A 16,186-nucleotide genomic window follows, 5' to 3' on the forward strand; every position below is an offset into this window, starting at 1 on the left:
CGGTCGTCTCGTCGTCAGGCGCGGCGCATGTACGCCCGCACGGTGAGCGGCGCGAAGACCGCGACGATGACGGCGGCACCGAGGAGCGCCAGCCAGGCGTCACCGCCGAAGACACCCGTGTTCGCGAGGTCACGGACCGCGGTCACGAGGTGCGACACGGGGTTCACGTCCACGAAGCCCTGGAGGAAGCTCGGCATCGTCTCCGGGTTCACGAAGGCGTTCGACAGGAACGTCAGCGGGAACAGGACGAGGAACGAGATGCCCTGAACGCTGCTCGCGCTGCGGGCGATGACCCCGAAGAACGCGAAGATCCAGCTGATGGCCCAGGCGCAGACGATCACGAGGAGCCCGGCGAGGGCCACGAAGCCGATGCCGCCCTCCGGCCGGTATCCCATCACGAAGCCCATCGCGAAGGTGAGCGTCGTGGCGATCGTGTACCGCACCGTGTCGGCGAGGAGGGCACCGGCCAGCGGTGCGATGCGGGCGATGGGCATCGACTTGAAGCGGTCGAACACGCCCTTGTCCATGTCCTCGCGGAGCTGGATGCCGGTCACGACCGAGGTCGTGATGACGGTCTGGACCAGGATGCCCGGGATGATGATCGGCAGATAGCTCGCGACGTCGCCGGCGATCGCGCCGCCGAAGATGTACGTGAACATCAGGGTGAAGATGATCGGCTGGACCGTCACGTCGATCAGCTGTTCGGGCGTGCGCTTGATCTTGAGCAGTCCGCGGTACGCCATGGTGAAGGAGTTGCGGACCGTCTGCGAGAGGCTGACGTGGTTCCGGAGGGACCGGTCTGCGGCCGGGGTGATGGTGATCGTGCTCATGCGTGGACCTGCTCTGCGGTGTCGAGGGAATCGGTGTCGGATGTGGCGCCGGCGTCGTCCGCCTCGACACCGTGGCCGGTGAGGGTGAGGAAGACCTCGTCGAGGGTCGGCTTCTGGACACTCATCTCCGCGAGCCGGATCCCGGCTTCCCGGAGCGTGATGAAGAGGTCGGTCACGGCGTCGGGGTCGCGCATCGGGGCCGTGATGCGGGTGGCCTCCGGCGAGACGACGGTGTCGACGCCGAGGACGCTCGAGATGACCCGACGTGCATCCTCCAGGTCGGCGGGGTCCGCGAGCCGCAGCTGCAGCGACGACTCGCCGACGGAGGCCTTCAGTTCGACGGAGGTGCCTTCGGCGACCACGAGACCGCGGTCGATGACGGCGATCCGGTCGGCGAGCTGGTCCGCCTCGTCGAGGTACTGGGTGGTCAGGAGGACGGTCGAGCCCGTCGCGACGAGGCGGCGGATCGTGTCCCACATCTGCGCACGGGTCCGCGGGTCGAGGCCTGTGGTCGGCTCGTCGAGGAAGATGAGGGGCGGCTGGGCGATGAGGCTCGCCGCGAGGTCGAGACGGCGACGCATACCGCCCGAGAACTTCTTCAGGGGTCGCGACGCCGCGTCGCTCAGGCCGAACTCCTCGAGGAGTTCGGCGCTCTTGCGCTTCGCCTCCGCGCGGCCGAGTCCGAGCAGTCGGGAGAAGATGACGAGGTTCTCGGTGGCCGAGAGGTTCTCGTCGACGGACGCGAACTGCGCGGTCACGCCGATGAGCTGGCGCACGACCTGCGACTCCCGCTGGATGTCGTGTCCGAAGACGGTGGCGGTGCCGGCGTCGGGACGCAGGAGCGTCGCCAGCATGCTGATGGTGGTGGTCTTGCCGGCGCCGTTCGGGCCGAGGACGCCGTAGACGGTGCCGGTGCGGACCGAGAGGTCGACGCCGTCGACCGCCCGGTTGTCGCCGAAGGTCTTCACGAGGCCGTGGGCTTCGATCGCCCAGTCGGAGCTGATGCTCATGCGGATGCCTTTCGAAATCAGGTGTGGGCCGCCGGTGGGCGACCCGGACAACAGTGTGGGCGGGGGCGCTCACGGATCGCTCACCTGCCGCTGACACCCGCTGACGGCCGCTGACACCGCACCCGGCGCCGAAGACGCTTAGAGTGAGAGGAGCCAGTCGCACCGAAGGGGGTCGTCCAGTGACCGCATACGTGTCCGCGTTCGACCTCTTCTCCATCGGAATCGGGCCGTCCAGCTCGCACACGGTCGGACCGATGCGGGCGGCCCTGGCCTTCGCCACCGGGCTCGCGGACGACGGCCTGCTCGACCGGGTCGACCGCGTCACGTGCTCGTTGTACGGATCGCTCGGCGCGACCGGCATCGGTCACGGCACCCCCGACGCCGTCGTCGCAGGACTCCAGGGACTCACCCCCGAAGGGTGCGATCCCGCCGAGGTCCGCCGGGCCTGGAGCGACCACCCCGACGGCGCTCCGCTCACGCTCGCCGGGACGCGTGCCATCGCGTTCTCGAAGGACGACGTCTCGTTCGTGCCCAGGACGAGGCTGCCGGGCCACCCGAACGCCATGACGCTGCACGCCTGGGATCAGCGGAGCGACCTCCCGGTGCGCTCCGAGACGTACTACTCCGTCGGCGGCGGCTTCATCCGCCGTGACGGCGACGACCCGAGCACGGTGCTGCCGTCGACACCCGTGCCGATGCCGTTCCGGACCGCTGAGACGCTCATCGGGCTCTGCGACGAGACGGGGCTCCCGATCGACGCGATGGCGAGACGCAACGAAGAGGCCCTACGGTCCGCGGTCGAGGTCGACGCCGGCCTCGACGCCATCTGGACGGCCATGCACGAGTGCGTGACCGCCGGGCTCGCCGACACCGGCACACTCCCGGGCGGTCTCGGCGTCAAGCGCCGGGCACGTGCCGTCCGTGAGCGCCTCGACGTGGCCGAGGCCGAGAGCGGGCGTGAGCTCCCCACGGAGTGGCTGCACGCGTTCGCCCTGGCGGTCAACGAGCAGAACGCCTCGGGCGGGCGGGTCGTGACCGCACCCACGAACGGGGCTGCGGGGATCATCCCGGCGGTCGGGAGCTACTACCTGCGGTTCGTGCCGGGCGCCTCGCTCGACGGGATCCGTCGGTACCTGCTCACGGCGACCGCCATCGGCTCGCTCTTCAAGGCGAACGCCTCCATCTCGGGCGCCGAGGGCGGCTGCCAGGCCGAGGTCGGCTCCGCGTGCGCCATGGCCGCCGGTGCCCTGTGCGCCGTCCTCGGCGGCACACCGCGTCAGGTCGAGAACGCCGCGGAGATCGCGATGGAGCACCACCTCGGCCTCACGTGCGACCCGGTGGGCGGGCTCGTCCAGGTCCCGTGCATCGAACGCAACGCGATCGCCTCCTCGACGGCCGTCAGCGCCGCACGCCTGTCGTTGCACGGCGACGGGACGCACCTGGTGTCGCTCGACACCGTGATCGAGACCATGCGCCAGACCGGCGTCGACATGTCGACGAAGTACAAGGAGACGAGCGAGGGCGGTCTCGCGGTCAACGTCATCGAGTGCTGAACCGCGGCGTCATGTGACCGCGTATTGCCGACAACCGTGGTCATCCGGGCAGCGGCCTCCTACGGTGGGCGCATGACCTCCATGCACGCGCCGTTCCTGGTGGACCCGCTCGTCTCCACCCAGTGGCTCGCGGACCATCTCGGCAGCGACAGCCTCATCGTCCTCGACGCGAGTGTCGTCGAGCTGCCTGCGCAGGACGGCGGCCCGGTACGACTGGTGAGCGGCTACGACCTGTACCTCTTCGACGGCCATGTGCCCGGCGCCGTGTTCGTCGAGCTGCTCGACGCACGCCAGGGGCTCGGAGCATCCTCACCGGACGAGGTCCGACGCGGTGCGGCTTCCATCGGTGTCACGGAGCAGCACACGGTCGTCCTGTACGACCAGCTGGACGGGCGCTCGGCCGAGCGCCTCCGTGCAGCGCTGACCGGAGCCGGGTACGAACGCGTCGCACTCCTCGACGGCGGGCTCGCACGATGGCGCTCCGAAGCCCGCGAGCTGCGCTTCGGCCGACCGGACGGCACGTTCGGAGCCTGACCCGCCCGGCTGTCGGGGCGATGGGCACGCTGGTTCAGCGGGCGTCGAGCTGCGCCACATCCGTCGCGGGGAGACGGCAGACGAAGTCCCGGCAGTGGTAGGCGGTCAGTCGGCCGTCCCGACTCGTCCGCTCGGCGAAGAGGTCGAACCCGCTCATCGCCCAGGCCGCGGCCTGCCGCTCGGAGACCACCGCGATCACGTCGTCCCGGCGCGTCCGGACCGCGTCGCGCATCGCCCGGTCCGCCGTCGCGCGATCCTCGTCCTCGTCCGGATCAGCCCGATCCGGACCGACGACGATCAGTTGCGAGGCCGGACCGGTGAGCGATGCCGCCAGGGCCAGACTCGCGCCGAACGCGGTCGGTGCCGACAGCGCAGCCGACGCGGCGAACCGGACCGCGCCCACGGCGGCGTCCCGGAACCGTCCGTCGGCCGTCAGCTGGAACAGCAGCAGCGACGCGCGTCCGAGCGAGGAGATCCCCGAGGGATACGCGCCCTCCGACGGGTCGCCGTCGATTCGCATGCCCTGGGCCGACAGCACCGGGTCGCCGCCGCCCGGCAGGATGAAGCCGGCCACCGTGTTGGAGGAGGCGTCGGTCATGGTCTCGTCAGGCACGGTGTCGGCTGGCAGGCACCGGTCGACGAGGTCGCGGGCGACCTCCGCATAGCGGACCTCGCCCGTCGCGAGGCCGAGGCGCAGGAGCCCCTCCGAGAGCATGCCGTAGTCCTCGAGGGCCGCCGCCGCACCCGACCGCCGTTCATCGAGCGAGGCCCGGGCGAGTGTGCCGTCCGAGCCGAGGTGGTTCTCGGCCACCGCGTCCGCCGCCCACCTCGCTGATTCGAGCCACTCGGGGCGGGTGAAGACCGTCGAGGCCTCCGCCAGCGCGCCGATCGCGAGCCCGTTCCAACCGGCGAGCACCTTGCGGTCCACGGCCGGCGGGGTCAGCGTCGCCCGGCCGTCCGCATCGCGTCGGTAGTAGCCACCCTCCGATCCGACGCCGTCGACGACGCTCTCGGAGTCCTGCGCCGACCCGAAACCACCGCTCGGCTGCTGCAGCGTGCCGATGAGGAACTCGGCGATCCCGGCGGCGACACTGGCCGCCCACGAGCTCGGGCGCTCGGCCCAGGCCCGCGTGTACGCGGTGAGGAGGAGCGCGTTGTCCGTCAGCATGCGTTCGTAGTGCGGCTCGGTCCAGTCCCGGTTGACCGCATACCGGAAGAACCCGCCTTCGACCGGGTCCCGAAGCGCCGAGGCCCCCATCGTCCTGAGGGTGCGTTGCGCGAGGTCCACACCGCGGCGGGCGACCTCCCCCTCGCGCGGTGTGAGCAGGAAGTCGAACAACGGGGCCATCGGGAACTTCGGAGCCGTGCCGAAGCCGCCGAGCTCCTGGTCCTCGAGCGCCTCGACCGCCATGATCGCCGCGTCGAGGTCACCGGGCTCCGGCAGTGGGGCGTCATCCGTGGACGCCATCGTCTCGGCGATCGCCCGCGCGAGTCCGTCGGCGCTCTCGACGACCTGCTCCCGTCGCTCGGTCCACGCGACGCGGACGGCCTCGAGCACCTGCGGGAACGAGGGATGCCCGCGGAGCGGGACGGGAGGCGAGTAGGTCCCCGCATGGAAGACGTGTCCGCGCGGCGTCACGAACACGTTCAGCGGCCACCCCAGGTCACGGGTGAACGCGCCGGCGGCGGCGAGGTAACTGGCGTCGACGTCGGGATGCTCCTCGCGGTCGACCTTCACCGCCACGAAGTCGCGTCCGAGGAGGTCGGCGATGTGCTCGTCCGAGAACGACTCGCGTGCCATGACGTGACACCAGTGACACGTCGAGTAGCCGATCGAGACGAGCAGGGGGACGTCACGGCGGGCCGCTTCGGCGAAGGCCTCCGGCCCCCATGGGTACCAGTCGACCGGCTGCTCGGCGTGCGAGCGGAGGTACGGGCTCATCGCCTCGGCGAGCCGGTTCGTCATGCGGGGTCCGTGGCCTGGGACCTACTGGCCGAGCGGCAGACGCTCGCCCGCCGTGATCCGCGTGCGGAGCCGGTTGTTCGGCGCAGGCAGGGGGCACACGTAGTGGTCGCTGAACGCGCAGGGCGGCAGGTACGCGCGGTTGAAGTCGACGAGGACGTGGCCGTCCGCGGTCGGGGCCTGCATGCTGATGAACCGGAACCGGTAGCTCTCGTCGCCACTCGTGCCGTCGGAGAAGACCGCCCAGAGTCCGTTCGGGCCGCCGGTGACCGTCAGCGACACCGCTTCATCACCGAGCTCGAACTCGACGCGGCCGACGGGGGTCTCGGTCGTGACGTGGCCGTCGATCGACTCGGTCTCGACCGTGACGTCCGGGGACGGCACGAACCGCGCCGGCCGGATCCAGGCGACGTCGGGAGCGAACGCGCTGATGCCCGCGAGCGAGGTCCGCGTCGGTGCCTCCGGGTCGAGCACGCGGAGGGCGTAGACGCCGTCCCGCTCCATGCCACGGAGCAGCGCGTCGCCGAAGTGCAGTTCGTCACCGTGCACCAGCTCGACGCGGTCGGTCATGATCTGCGCGCCACTCGGCGTGGTCAGTCCGGTACCCGTGAGCCGCTCCCCGACGATGCCGGTCGCGTCCGCACGCCAGGTGCCTGGCGCGCCCTCGAGGGCGGTCGCCTCCTCGGTCAGCCAGTGGGTGAACCGGAGGGCGGCGATACCGTGGGGTGCTCGGACGGAACGCTCGCGAGCGGTGTGCCAGGCGGTCCAGGACGCGATGAACTCTGCGGGGGTCTCGGAACTCATACCCTGACGCTACCAACTCCTCAGGTGTCGGAGACCCCCTGGACATCCGGCTGCAGGCGGATGCGCTCCCCGCGAACAGCGCGATGGCGCCGCCCGGAGAACCGGACGACGCCATCGACGTGTGGCTGCTGCTCAGCTGAAGAGCTTCTTGTCCTTCAGCCAGTCGGCCGCGAGGGTCTTCGGAGCGGCCTTCTCGTCGCCCTGGTTGCGGGCGTTGAGCTCGATGAGGTCCTCGGTGGTCAGCTCCGCGGACACGGCGTTCAAGACCTCCTTGACCTTGTCGCTGGCCTTGGCCGAGTTGATCAGCGGCAGGACGTTCTGCGGGAGGATCAGGTTCTCCGGGTCCTCGAGCGTGACGAAGTCGTTCTCGGTGATCGACGGCGTCGTGGTGTAGATGTCGGCGAGCTGGACGGTGCCGTCGAGCAGGGCCGCGGTGGTCTGCGCGCCGCCGCCGTCGCTGATCGGGACGAAGGTGAGCTTGTCGGCGGGGACGCCGTACACCTCGGTCAGGCCCTTCGGGCCGTATGGGCGCTCAGCCAGCTCGGGTGCGCCGCCGATGGCCAGCGGGATGGTGAGGGCCGCGAGGTCGGCGAGGCTCGTGACGTTGTTCGCCTCGCTGAACTCCTTCGTGACGTTGTAGGAGTCCTTGTCCTCCGCCTTGGACTGGTCGAGGACCTCGTAGCCCTTCGGCGTGGCTTCCTGGAGGGCGGAGTAGACCTCGTCGCTCGACGTGGCCGTGGCGGAGTCGTCGAAGAACTGCAGCAGGTTGCCGCTGTAGTCGGGGACGAGGTCGATCGAGCCGTCTTCGAGCGCTGCGATGTAGACGTCGCGCGCGCCGATGTTGAGGGACTCGGCCGTCTTGATGTCGTTGGCCTCGAGCGCCTGGATGTAGATCTGCGCGATGATCTCCGACTCGGGGAATCCGGCGGAGCCGACCGTGATCGTGTCGGATGCCGCGGTCTCCCCGGCGGTCGGGTCGCCTGCGGAGCAGGCGCTGAGTGCGAGGGCGGCGACGGCCGTCGCGGCGATGCCGACGGCGAGGCGTCGACCCTGTCGAACTGTGAACATGGTGTTTCCTATCTGTGATGGGCGAGAACGGTGGTGCCGTTGTAGGTCTGAGAGCCGGGCGGTGTGCTGTCACCCGGGATGGTGGAACGCGTCAGTTGTTGCGGTATGCCGCGGTCTGCATGTTCGCCTCCGCTTCTGCGACGGCGGGGTCTGGTGCGGTGGAGCGGTCGCCACCGGTGGCGGCATGACCCCGGGTCTCGTCGACCCGCGTGTGGGTCGCCTGGACGCCGCGCGGCACGACGGCGCGCTGCAGCAGGGAGAAGACGCCTTCGAGGAGGAGGGCGAGCACGATGATGATGATCGAGCCGGCGAGCATCTGCGCGTAGTCCCGTACCGGGAGGCCGTCGAGGATGTAGCGACCGAGACCGGGGCCGTTGGTGAGGAACGCGACGACGGTGGCCGTCGCGATCGTCTGCAGGACCGCCGAGCGGACGCCACCGATCATGAGCGGGAGTGCGAGCGGGATCTCCACCTTGCCGAGGATCTGCCACTCGTTCATCCCGACGGCACGCGCGGCGTCGATGGTCTGGCGGTCGATCGACTCGACCCCGCCGTACGCACCGGCCAGGACGGGCGGGACGGCGAGCACGACGAGGGCCGTGATCGCGGGGACGAGACTCGTGCTGGAGAAGCCCCACCCGAGCGTGATGAGCGCGAGGAGTGAGAGCAGACCGAGGGTCGGCAACGCCCGGAGCGCGCCGGTGACCGCGACCGCGACTTCCCGTCCCTTCCCGGTGTGCCCGATGAGGAGCCCGAGTGGGATCGCGATGACGCAGGCGATGAGGACGGTCAGGCCGGTCACGGCCAAGTGCTGGAGCACCCGCACGGGGATGCCACCTGGGCCATCCCAGTGCGCGGGGTCGAAGATCCAGGCGAAGGCGGCGAGGAAGTTGATCATGCGGCTCCTCCCCCGGCGGTCGCCAGCTCACGGGCTTCGGTGGCCGCCCGACGACGACGGATCGCGCCCCTCGAGCTGATCCGCGTCCACGGCATCAGGAGCCGGCCGAGGAGCACCAGCAGGAGGTCGAACACGATGGCGATCACGACCGTCCCGACGATGCCGGTGAGGATCTCGATCGGGAACTGCCGATTGTAGCCGTCGGTGAAGAGGTAGCCGAGGTTGGTCACGCCGATGAGGGCGCCGACGCTCAGCAGGCTGATGGTGCTCGCGGAGACCACGCGGATGCCGGCGAGCATGAGCGGACCGGCCAACGGGAACTCGACCCGCCAGAACCGCTGGCCGGTGGAGAACCCCACGGCCTGGGCCGACTGCCGGACCCCGGCGTCGACGGCGTCGAGCGCGTCGGCGACCGTGCGGACGAGCAGGGCCACGGCGTAGATGGTGAGCGCGATCACGACGTTCGCCGGATCGAGGATCTTCGTGCCGATGAGGGACGGCATGAGGACGAACAGCGGCAGGGACGGGATCGCGTAGAGGATGCCGCTCAGCGTGAGCAGCACGCCTCGCGACCACCGGTACCGGTGTGCGAGCCAGCCGAGGGGCAGGGAGATGAGGAACCCCAGGATGATCGGGGGCAGGCTCAGCTGGACATGCGTGAGGGTGAGGTCCCAGATCATGTCCCAGTTCGCGATGACCCAGCTCATGTGGAGGCGCCGTCCTTCCGGACGTCGAGCCCCGGCCGGTCGCCTGCGCCTGGCCCGGCTCCGAGGACACCGGCGGGGCGGCCCGACTCGTCGACGACGACGTCGCGTCCGTCGACGCGCTCGATGTGGAGCGTCCGCTGGCCACGATCGGCTCCGATGAACTGGGCGACGAAGTCGTCGGCCGGGTTGGCGACGATCTCGGCCGGCGTGCCGACCTGGGCGATGTGGCCACCCTTCTGCAGGATGACGACCTGGTCGCCGAGGAGGAAGGCCTCGTCGATGTCGTGGGTGACGAACACGATCGTCTTCGCGATGTCGCGCTGCAGTCGGAGCAGCTCCCGCTGGAGCTCGGCACGCACGAGCGGGTCGACGGCGCCGAACGGCTCGTCCATCAGCAGGATGTTCGGGTCGATCGCCAGGCCTCGTGCGACGCCGACGCGCTGCTGCTGGCCGCCGGAGAGCTGACTCGGGTACCGGTCGGCGAGCGCGCGGTCGAGTCCGACGGTGTCGAGGAGGGTGAGGGCGTCCGCCCGGGCCTGCTTCTTGTTGACGCCGGTGAGCATGGGCACCGTGGCCACGTTGTCGATCACGGTGCGGTGCGGGAGGAGGCCGGAGTTCTGCATGACGTAGCCGATGCGGCGACGGAGACGGACGGGGTCGACGGCCGAGACGACCTCGTCGTCGATGACGATGCGGCCCTCGCTCGGATCGACCATGCGGTTGATCATCCGCAGGAGCGTGGTCTTGCCGCAGCCGGAGGACCCGACGAAGACCGTGGTGGACCGCGACGGGATCGTGAGGGAGAAGTCGTCGACCGCGAGGGTGCCGTCGTCGAAGCGCTTGGAGACGTGTTCGAAGGAGATCATGCTGGACCGATGCCTCTTCTCTGCACGGCTGTTCGTGACAGGTCGTCTTCCGAGGGTCGTCGCCGCCGCGGTCGGTGGCTCGCTGAACGTCTCTCGGTCGGTGGTCCGAACCTACCGGAGGGCACTGACATCGCCCACCCCCTCGACACGTGTCGAAATACATGGCATGCAGCGACGTCGGTGCGCCCGCGCACGACCACCGGCCGGCCGCCGTCGCTCAGGATCGGTCGACGCCCAACGCGGCGAGCGCCGCCGTGACGAGCTGCTGACCGTGCAGCTCCTGCTCGATCGCCGACCGGAGGCCGGCGTGGGCGACGGAGAGCCCGACCGACCACTCGTCGTGCTCCTCCGGGCCGAGCGCGTCCGCTGCGACGACCGCCTCGACCGCCAGTACGTCCGCGAGGAGGGCGGTCGAGCGTTCCAGAAGTCGCAGGGAGGTCCCGGCGAAGGAGGCCGGGTCGTCCGAGTCCTCGTCCGGCACGCCCGCGGCGACGACCGGGGTCGCGAGCACGCGGAGCTCGGCGACGAGATCCGCGGCCGACTGACCGAGCCGACCCGGTACGAGCCCGTGCCCGGTCCCCCGCGGGTCGACCCCGCCTCCGTCGATGCGTCCGAGCCGTCGCTCGGCGGCAGCAGCGGTGTGCGCGATGGCCGCGCGCAGCCCGTCGAAGGCGCGGGCGAGCCGCGCGCCATGCAGCAACCCGCCCGTCCGCAGGACGCCCGACGCCTGATCGACGAGTGGATCCTCCGAAGCCGTTCCGAGCGTCGCTTCCACGAGCTGGACGGCCGCCATGACCTCGTCGGCGAGCGCACCGTTGATCTGCGGGGTCGCCCGGAGCCGCAGTCCGTCCAGGTCCCGCCCGCCGCGCGTACCTTTCGGGTCGACCGGCGTCGCCAACAACTCGCAGATCCGCTCGCCGCTCGCCCGGGTGCCCGCCGACGGGCTGCCGGCGAGGACCCTCGCGTCGAACGCCGGTCCTCGCCCGCCGAGCCCGGACCGCGCAGCGGCCCGCGACGAGAGCGCGCTCGTGGTGTCCGCCAGTCGGCTGAGCGCGCCGAGCCGGTGGAGTGCGAGCGCACCGACGCCGAGGGAGTAGGCGTTGTGGCGGACGAACGCCAAGCCCTCGTGCACAGCGAGGTCGAGCGGTGCGAGCCCGACCCGCGACAGGGCGACCTGGGCCGGGAGCCGCTCACCAGCGAGGACCGCCTCCCCCTGTCCGATCACGAGCGTCGCGACGGACGCCAGGTGGGTCTCGTCGCCGTCGCCGAGGGATCCGATGGACGGGATCACCGGGGTCACCCCACGGTTGAGGAGCTCCGCGACGAACACGGCGGTCTCGAGGCGGATCCCGGAGGCGCCACGGGTCCAGCCGGCGAGCCGGGCGGCGACGACCGCCCGAGCACGGTCCACCGAGAGCGGCAGTCCGATGCCGCCACGGCGGTCATGGACGACGCGCTCCTCCACCGCCGAGGGATCGAGCGTCGCTGTGCGCGGAGCCGCTCGTCCCCCGGCGGGACCAGGGATCCGTGGACCCTGGGACCGAGGACCCGGCGCACCGACTCCGATCGGCGTCGTCTGCCGGTCGACGATGGCCCGGCCGGCGCCGATGCGGTCGAGCGCGGGGGTGTCGAGGACGACGATGGCGTCGTCGCGGGACACGGCCACGAGGTCGTCGACCGAGATCGGGCCGATGCCGAACACGACCGGGGTTCCCATCAGTGCGCGCCCGTCGATCGGTCGGCGGCGTTCGTCTGGTCTGCGCTGCTGGACACGGGTCGCTCCATCCGCTCGTCATGGGCCGTGGTCCGGCCGGGGTGGACGTCAGCGTACGAGCGCCTGGCGGCCGGTGCACGGTGTGTGTCGACGTGTGACAGAACACGGGAACGTCCGGTACTCGGCGAGGTGTCCGTCGACCTCAGCGGTAGCGGCGTCCCTCGTCGCGGCGGTAGAGGGCGAGGACGACGACGGTCAGGACGAGCGTCCAGGCCAGGACGCCGGCCCACGACCACCACGGCAACTCGCCACCCTGGACCGCCCAGACGACGAGCTCTCGGGTCTGACGGCTCGGGAGGAACATCGACAGCCGGTCGAGCCACGGGGCGAAGAGGAACGGTGGGATGAACAGTCCGCCGGCGAAGGCCAGTGAGAACATGGCCACCTGCACCACGGCGATCGCGGCCTTGCTGGGGAGGGCGTACCCGATCGCGGTGCCGAGGAGCATGAACGGCAGGGCACCCACCAGGAGCGCCACGATGCCGTCGAGCAGTCCTATCGGAGTCGTGGTGGCGGCGGTCAGGAGCGCGCCGAGCACGACGACCGGTATGACGGCCGCGAACCCGAGGAGGCCGACCGAGCACAAGTGCGAGAGGACACGGGCGACACCCGTCACCGGAAGCGTGCGGAGGTACGGATCCCACGCCTGCTCCCTCGCCTGGGCGATGGTCAGGCCGAAGCCGAACAGGGAGTTGGCGAGCACCGCGAAGACGATGAGGGAGATGACCGCCTGGGTCGCGATGACGGGATCGCCGGCGACCTGCGCCTGCGGGACGACGAAGAACAGCAGCGAGAGCGCGGGGAAGACGAGCGAGCCGATCAGCGCGATCGGGACGCGTACGGTCTCGAGCAGGGAGTACCGCGCGTGCAGGACGGTGAGCTGGAGTGTGGTGGCCATCAGGCGGCGCTCCGTTCGACGTCCGCCCGGGCGTCCGCGGTGAGGGTCAGGAACGCCTCCTCGAGGGTCGCTCCGCGCACGGCGAGATCGGTGAACGGGACCTCGGACCGGACGAGATCGCGCACGAACGCGTCGGCGTCACGGACGTCCAGTTCGACGGCGTCACCGTCACGACTCGCCTGGACGACCCCGGCGAGCCGCTCCACCGCTCCGTGGTCGGTGGTCCGGAGTCGCACCCGGTGGATGCCGACGAGTCCGAGCACGTCGCGCAGCGGGGCATCGGTGATGACCCGTCCGCCACCCAGCACCACGACGCGCTCGGCGAGCGCTTCGATCTCCTCGAGGTAGTGGCTGGTGAGGACGATCGTCGCCCCGAGTTCGTGTTGCCGGCGGATCGCGTCCCAGAGGGTGCGACGTGCGTCGACGTCGAGACCCGTCGTCGGCTCGTCGAGGAGCACGAGACGCGGTCTGCCGACGAACGCGAGTGCGACAGCGAGTCGGCGCTGTTGCCCGCCGGACAGCGAGCCCGTCTGGCGTCGGAGGAGGTCGCCGAAACCGAACTGCTCCGCCAGGGCGGCCGTCGGCACGCGGTCCGCGAAGTGCCGTCCGACGAAGTCGACGACCTCTCCCACGCGGAGCGTGGGCGGCAGTGCCGTCTCCTGCGGTGTCGATCCGAGCCGCGTGCGGTTGACCGCTTGGGCGGGATCGCCGCTGAAGAGCGTCACCGTGCCCGTCGTCGGACGTCGGGTGCCCTGCAGCAGGGAGAGCACCGTGGACTTGCCGGCGCCGTTGGGTCCGAGGAGCCCGACGAGCGACCCCGGCTCGATGCTGAGGTCGACGTCGTGCAGCGCGGTCACGTCGCCGTAGCGTCGTGTCACGCCCTCGAGGGTGGCCAGTGGTGTGTTCGTCATGATGTCCCCGTTCGCGACGCGCCGCCGAGCATCGCTCGGAGGCCGGTCATGTAGTCCTCGAACGCGCGGCGCCCGACGGTGGTGAGTTCCAGGTAGGTGACCGGAGTGCGTCCCCGGTGGGTCTTGGTGACGAGGACGTAGGCGCCGTCCTCGAGCTTCCGCAGATGCGTGGAGAGGTTCCCGGCGGTCATGTCGAGCATCTCCTGCAGGCGGGGGAACGACATGCTGCTGTCCGCGTCGATCGCCGCGAGCGTCGACATGATGCGCAGGCGGGCTTGAGCGTGGATGAGGGGGTCGAGTTCGTCCATCGGTCACACCGCCGATCGGTGGGCACGCCGACGGCGGGTCGCCTCGAGGAAGGTCGCGTACACGAGGAACCCGCCTCCGCCGGCGATCGCCATGATGAGTGCGTTGCCCGGCGAGCCGAAGAACGGTGCGGCCATGCCGACCACGATGATCCAGATGCCCATGCCGTACATCACCCGGTCGCGCCAGACCGCGCCACCCGCGAGGTAGAGCAGTCCGACCACGAGGCTGTAGATCGCCGGGTAGAAGATCGCGGAGAGTTCCGGCGCCATTCCGGCCGAGAAGAGCGCACCGCCGAGCACCGCCGCGGCCGTGCAGCCGATCGCCCAGGCGATGCCGTACATGGTCCCCTGCACCTGCTGGGCACCCTGGATCCCGCGCGAAATGCGGGAGCCGATGATCGACGACGAGACGATGCCACCCACCATCAGGATCCCGAAGAGCCATCCGGCGACCGTCGGCGGCGTGGTGAACCAGGGGTTCTCGTCGCTCGCGGACCAGAGCGCGAGGAACCCGACGGTCCACGCGACACCCCAGATGTACACGATCGCGATGGTGGGCCTCGTGAAGATGTCGTCGACACGGCTCGCCTGTCGCTCCTGCAGAGCGAGCATGGCGGCCGGGTCGAGCGCATCCGAGCCGTCGGTGGGTTCCATCGGTGAAGTCATACCTACTTTGTAACGCAAACCACTCTGCGAAGCAACCCTGTTTGCGAGACAGCGCGTAGAGACGCCCGCTTCACGCCGAGGTGCCACAGCCCAACCACCCTTCGACAGGCTCAGGGACCGGGTTCATCCGGCCGCCCCTCTCCCGCCCACCCTTCGACAAGCTCAGGGACCGGATCATCTCCGGTGAACCTCTCCCGGTCACTGAGCCTGTCGAAGTGCCCACGAGGACGCCTCATCGTCCCGGGCACACCCCTCCCGGTCACTGAGCCTGTCGAAGTGCCCACGAGGACGCCTCATCGTCCCGGGCACACCCCTCCCGGTCACTGAGCTTGTCGAAGTGCCCACGAGGACCCACCCCCTTCGACAGGCTCAGGGACCAAAACTGGTCAGAAGGGCGCGGGATCGGGTTCGGTCCGATGCTGCTTCCCGTCGGGTGTCGTCCACTCGAGGACGCCACCCGGTACGTGGTCGAGGTTCCACCCGGGCAGGTGCTTCATCCGGTGGTGATGTCGGCACAGACACGCGAGGTTCCCGACATCCGTCGTCCCTCCGTCCTCCCACGCGACCGAATGGTCGAGATCGCAGGCCCTGGCGCGCCTGCCGCACCCAGGTGCCCGACAGGTGCCGTCCCGCAAGCGGACCGCGCGTTGCAGGTCGGCCGGGACCCGGTACTGATTCCGCCCGACCGAGAGCACCGCGCCGGTCTCGGGTTGGACGAGGACGCGGGAGAAGCTTGGGGCGTTCACCGCGATACGCGCCGCGGTCTCCGGGTCGATGAGGCCGTAGCCGTCGAGGGTGGCCGGGGCGTCGCTGACACCGGCCATGCTCAGCGCCGGGACGGTGATCTGCACGGTCGGTTTGATGTGCTCCTGGACCTCGATCGGGTGCGGGAGCACCGGGCTCGACATCACGTCGTCGGGAGTGACACCGGTCAGGGCGAGCGCCGCGAGGGCATCGGCCTGCAGCTGAGCGCACGTCCGGGTGTCGCCGACCTGACGCGACTCGGCGGAGGCCGCCTCGATGCGCTCGATGATGCCCTGCGCGATGGGTGCGGTGGTGAACAGGTGCACCCACGCCATGCCGTCGGCTGCGGGTTCGAACTCGACCCGACGGTCTGCTTCCGAGCGGGCCGCTCGTGCGGTGATGGACTCGGGGTGGAGGCGCTCGCGGGGCACGCGGGCGCGGTTCTTGAGTCCTGCTGCTGTCATGCGCTCCGCTTCAGGCAGGACCTTGTCGAGGAACACCGCCCGCCCAGCGGCAGGGACGTCTCTGAGCTGATCGGTGATCACCTGCGCATGCCTCGCCGAGATCCGGCCTGCCTCCAGCGACGCCAGCACGGCCGGCGCGTCATTGACGAGACGCTCGGCGTCGTTCGTCGCAAGCTGGACCGTCCGCT

16 protein-coding genes are annotated in these 16,186 nt (G+C 70.3%); 2 read left to right on the forward strand and 14 right to left on the reverse strand.

Going from position 1 to position 16,186, the window contains the following annotated elements; genetic code table 11:
- Positions 1-14: 14 nt before the first annotated feature.
- Positions 15-830 carry an ABC transporter permease gene (locus tag CCK91_RS09420; protein ID WP_064296503.1) on the reverse strand — a complete coding sequence of 272 codons (816 nt, stop codon included), beginning with the start codon at positions 828-830 and terminating at the stop codon, positions 15-17.
- The gene (locus CCK91_RS09425; RefSeq protein WP_086473747.1) at positions 827-1,840 is read right to left on the reverse strand and encodes an ATP-binding cassette domain-containing protein; all 1,014 of its coding nucleotides are present in this window, start codon (positions 1,838-1,840) and stop codon (positions 827-829) included. Before CCK91_RS09425 ends, CCK91_RS09420 begins: the two co-directional genes overlap by 4 nt.
- 179 nt (positions 1,841-2,019) lie before the next feature.
- On the opposite strand from CCK91_RS09425, the gene CCK91_RS09430 reads away from it, so the two are divergent.
- Positions 2,020-3,393: an L-serine ammonia-lyase gene (locus CCK91_RS09430; RefSeq protein WP_086473748.1), complete on the forward strand. Its 1,374-nt coding sequence runs from the start codon at positions 2,020-2,022 to the stop codon at positions 3,391-3,393.
- Positions 3,394-3,465: 72 nt separating this feature from the next.
- On the forward strand, positions 3,466-3,927 hold the full coding sequence (locus CCK91_RS09435; protein WP_133059971.1) for a rhodanese-like domain-containing protein: 462 nt from the start codon (positions 3,466-3,468) through the stop codon (positions 3,925-3,927).
- Positions 3,928-3,961: 34 nt separating this feature from the next.
- On the opposite strand, the gene CCK91_RS09440 is transcribed toward CCK91_RS09435, so the two are convergent.
- The 12 genes from CCK91_RS09440 to CCK91_RS09495 form a co-directional block, all read right to left on the reverse strand.
- Entirely contained in the window at positions 3,962-5,893 is a 1,932-nt protein-coding gene (locus CCK91_RS09440; protein WP_086473750.1) for a thioredoxin domain-containing protein, read from the reverse strand.
- A 21-nt stretch (positions 5,894-5,914) separates the two neighbouring features.
- Positions 5,915-6,694, reverse strand: coding sequence for a DUF1684 domain-containing protein (locus CCK91_RS09445; protein WP_086473751.1), 780 nt, complete (start codon positions 6,692-6,694; stop codon positions 5,915-5,917).
- A gap of 132 nt (positions 6,695-6,826) precedes the next feature.
- Positions 6,827-7,762 (reverse strand): ABC transporter substrate-binding protein, encoded by a 936-nt coding sequence (locus tag CCK91_RS09450; protein WP_079705431.1) that lies wholly within the window; start codon positions 7,760-7,762, stop codon positions 6,827-6,829.
- A 91-nt stretch (positions 7,763-7,853) separates the two neighbouring features.
- Positions 7,854-8,660, reverse strand: a complete 807-nt coding sequence (locus CCK91_RS09455; RefSeq protein ID WP_086473752.1) for an ABC transporter permease — start codon at positions 8,658-8,660, stop codon at positions 7,854-7,856.
- Entirely contained in the window at positions 8,657-9,367 is a 711-nt protein-coding gene (locus CCK91_RS09460) for an ABC transporter permease (RefSeq protein WP_086473753.1), read from the reverse strand. Before CCK91_RS09460 ends, CCK91_RS09455 begins: the two co-directional genes overlap by 4 nt.
- Positions 9,364-10,233, reverse strand: coding sequence for an ABC transporter ATP-binding protein (locus CCK91_RS09465; protein ID WP_086473754.1), 870 nt, complete (start codon positions 10,231-10,233; stop codon positions 9,364-9,366). The genes CCK91_RS09460 and CCK91_RS09465 overlap by 4 nt, the downstream gene beginning before the upstream one ends.
- A 217-nt stretch (positions 10,234-10,450) precedes the next feature.
- Complete coding sequence (locus CCK91_RS09470) at positions 10,451-11,950, reverse strand: aromatic amino acid lyase (protein ID WP_086473755.1); 1,500 nt, start codon at positions 11,948-11,950, stop codon at positions 10,451-10,453.
- A 199-nt stretch (positions 11,951-12,149) separates the two neighbouring features.
- Positions 12,150-12,905, reverse strand: a complete 756-nt coding sequence (locus CCK91_RS09475; RefSeq protein WP_086473756.1) for an ABC transporter permease — start codon at positions 12,903-12,905, stop codon at positions 12,150-12,152.
- Complete coding sequence (locus CCK91_RS09480; protein ID WP_086473757.1) at positions 12,905-13,816, reverse strand: ABC transporter ATP-binding protein; 912 nt, start codon at positions 13,814-13,816, stop codon at positions 12,905-12,907. Before CCK91_RS09480 ends, CCK91_RS09475 begins: the two co-directional genes overlap by 1 nt.
- Positions 13,813-14,124: a transcriptional regulator gene (locus tag CCK91_RS09485; RefSeq protein ID WP_086473758.1), complete on the reverse strand. Its 312-nt coding sequence runs from the start codon at positions 14,122-14,124 to the stop codon at positions 13,813-13,815. The genes CCK91_RS09480 and CCK91_RS09485 overlap by 4 nt, the downstream gene beginning before the upstream one ends.
- 3 nt (positions 14,125-14,127) lie before the next feature.
- A complete protein-coding gene (locus tag CCK91_RS09490; RefSeq protein ID WP_133059972.1) occupies positions 14,128-14,790 on the reverse strand; it encodes a hypothetical protein in 663 nt (220 codons plus the stop codon).
- A gap of 386 nt (positions 14,791-15,176) precedes the next feature.
- The coding region (locus CCK91_RS09495) for an HNH endonuclease signature motif containing protein (protein WP_086473760.1) at positions 15,177-16,186 on the reverse strand (1,010 nt) is incomplete at its 5' end.

Source organism: Plantibacter elymi (nom. nud.) (assembly GCF_900177795.1).
GTDB classification, from domain to species: domain Bacteria; phylum Actinomycetota; class Actinomycetes; order Actinomycetales; family Microbacteriaceae; genus Plantibacter; species Plantibacter elymi.

Excerpts from the sequence above, each read along its gene's own strand:
- CCK91_RS09420 (WP_064296503.1), bottom strand. The coding sequence starts at position 830 with ATGAGCACGATCACCATCACCCCGGCCGCAGACCGGTCCCTCCGGAAC.
- CCK91_RS09425 (WP_086473747.1), bottom strand. The coding sequence starts at position 1,840 with ATGAGCATCAGCTCCGACTGGGCGATCGAAGCCCACGGCCTCGTGAAG.
- CCK91_RS09435 (WP_133059971.1), top strand. The coding sequence starts at position 3,466 with ATGACCTCCATGCACGCGCCGTTCCTGGTGGACCCGCTCGTCTCCACC.
- CCK91_RS09440 (WP_086473750.1), bottom strand. The coding sequence starts at position 5,893 with ATGACGAACCGGCTCGCCGAGGCGATGAGCCCGTACCTCCGCTCGCAC.
- CCK91_RS09445 (WP_086473751.1), bottom strand. The coding sequence starts at position 6,694 with ATGAGTTCCGAGACCCCCGCAGAGTTCATCGCGTCCTGGACCGCCTGG.
- CCK91_RS09450 (WP_079705431.1), bottom strand. The coding sequence starts at position 7,762 with ATGTTCACAGTTCGACAGGGTCGACGCCTCGCCGTCGGCATCGCCGCG.
- CCK91_RS09455 (WP_086473752.1), bottom strand. The coding sequence starts at position 8,660 with ATGATCAACTTCCTCGCCGCCTTCGCCTGGATCTTCGACCCCGCGCAC.
- CCK91_RS09460 (WP_086473753.1), bottom strand. The coding sequence starts at position 9,367 with ATGAGCTGGGTCATCGCGAACTGGGACATGATCTGGGACCTCACCCTC.
- CCK91_RS09465 (WP_086473754.1), bottom strand. The coding sequence starts at position 10,233 with ATGATCTCCTTCGAACACGTCTCCAAGCGCTTCGACGACGGCACCCTC.
- CCK91_RS09470 (WP_086473755.1), bottom strand. The coding sequence starts at position 11,950 with ATGGGAACCCCGGTCGTGTTCGGCATCGGCCCGATCTCGGTCGACGAC.
- CCK91_RS09475 (WP_086473756.1), bottom strand. The coding sequence starts at position 12,905 with ATGGCCACCACACTCCAGCTCACCGTCCTGCACGCGCGGTACTCCCTG.
- CCK91_RS09480 (WP_086473757.1), bottom strand. The coding sequence starts at position 13,816 with ATGACGAACACACCACTGGCCACCCTCGAGGGCGTGACACGACGCTAC.
- CCK91_RS09485 (WP_086473758.1), bottom strand. The coding sequence starts at position 14,124 with ATGGACGAACTCGACCCCCTCATCCACGCTCAAGCCCGCCTGCGCATC.
- CCK91_RS09490 (WP_133059972.1), bottom strand. The coding sequence starts at position 14,790 with ATGACTTCACCGATGGAACCCACCGACGGCTCGGATGCGCTCGACCCG.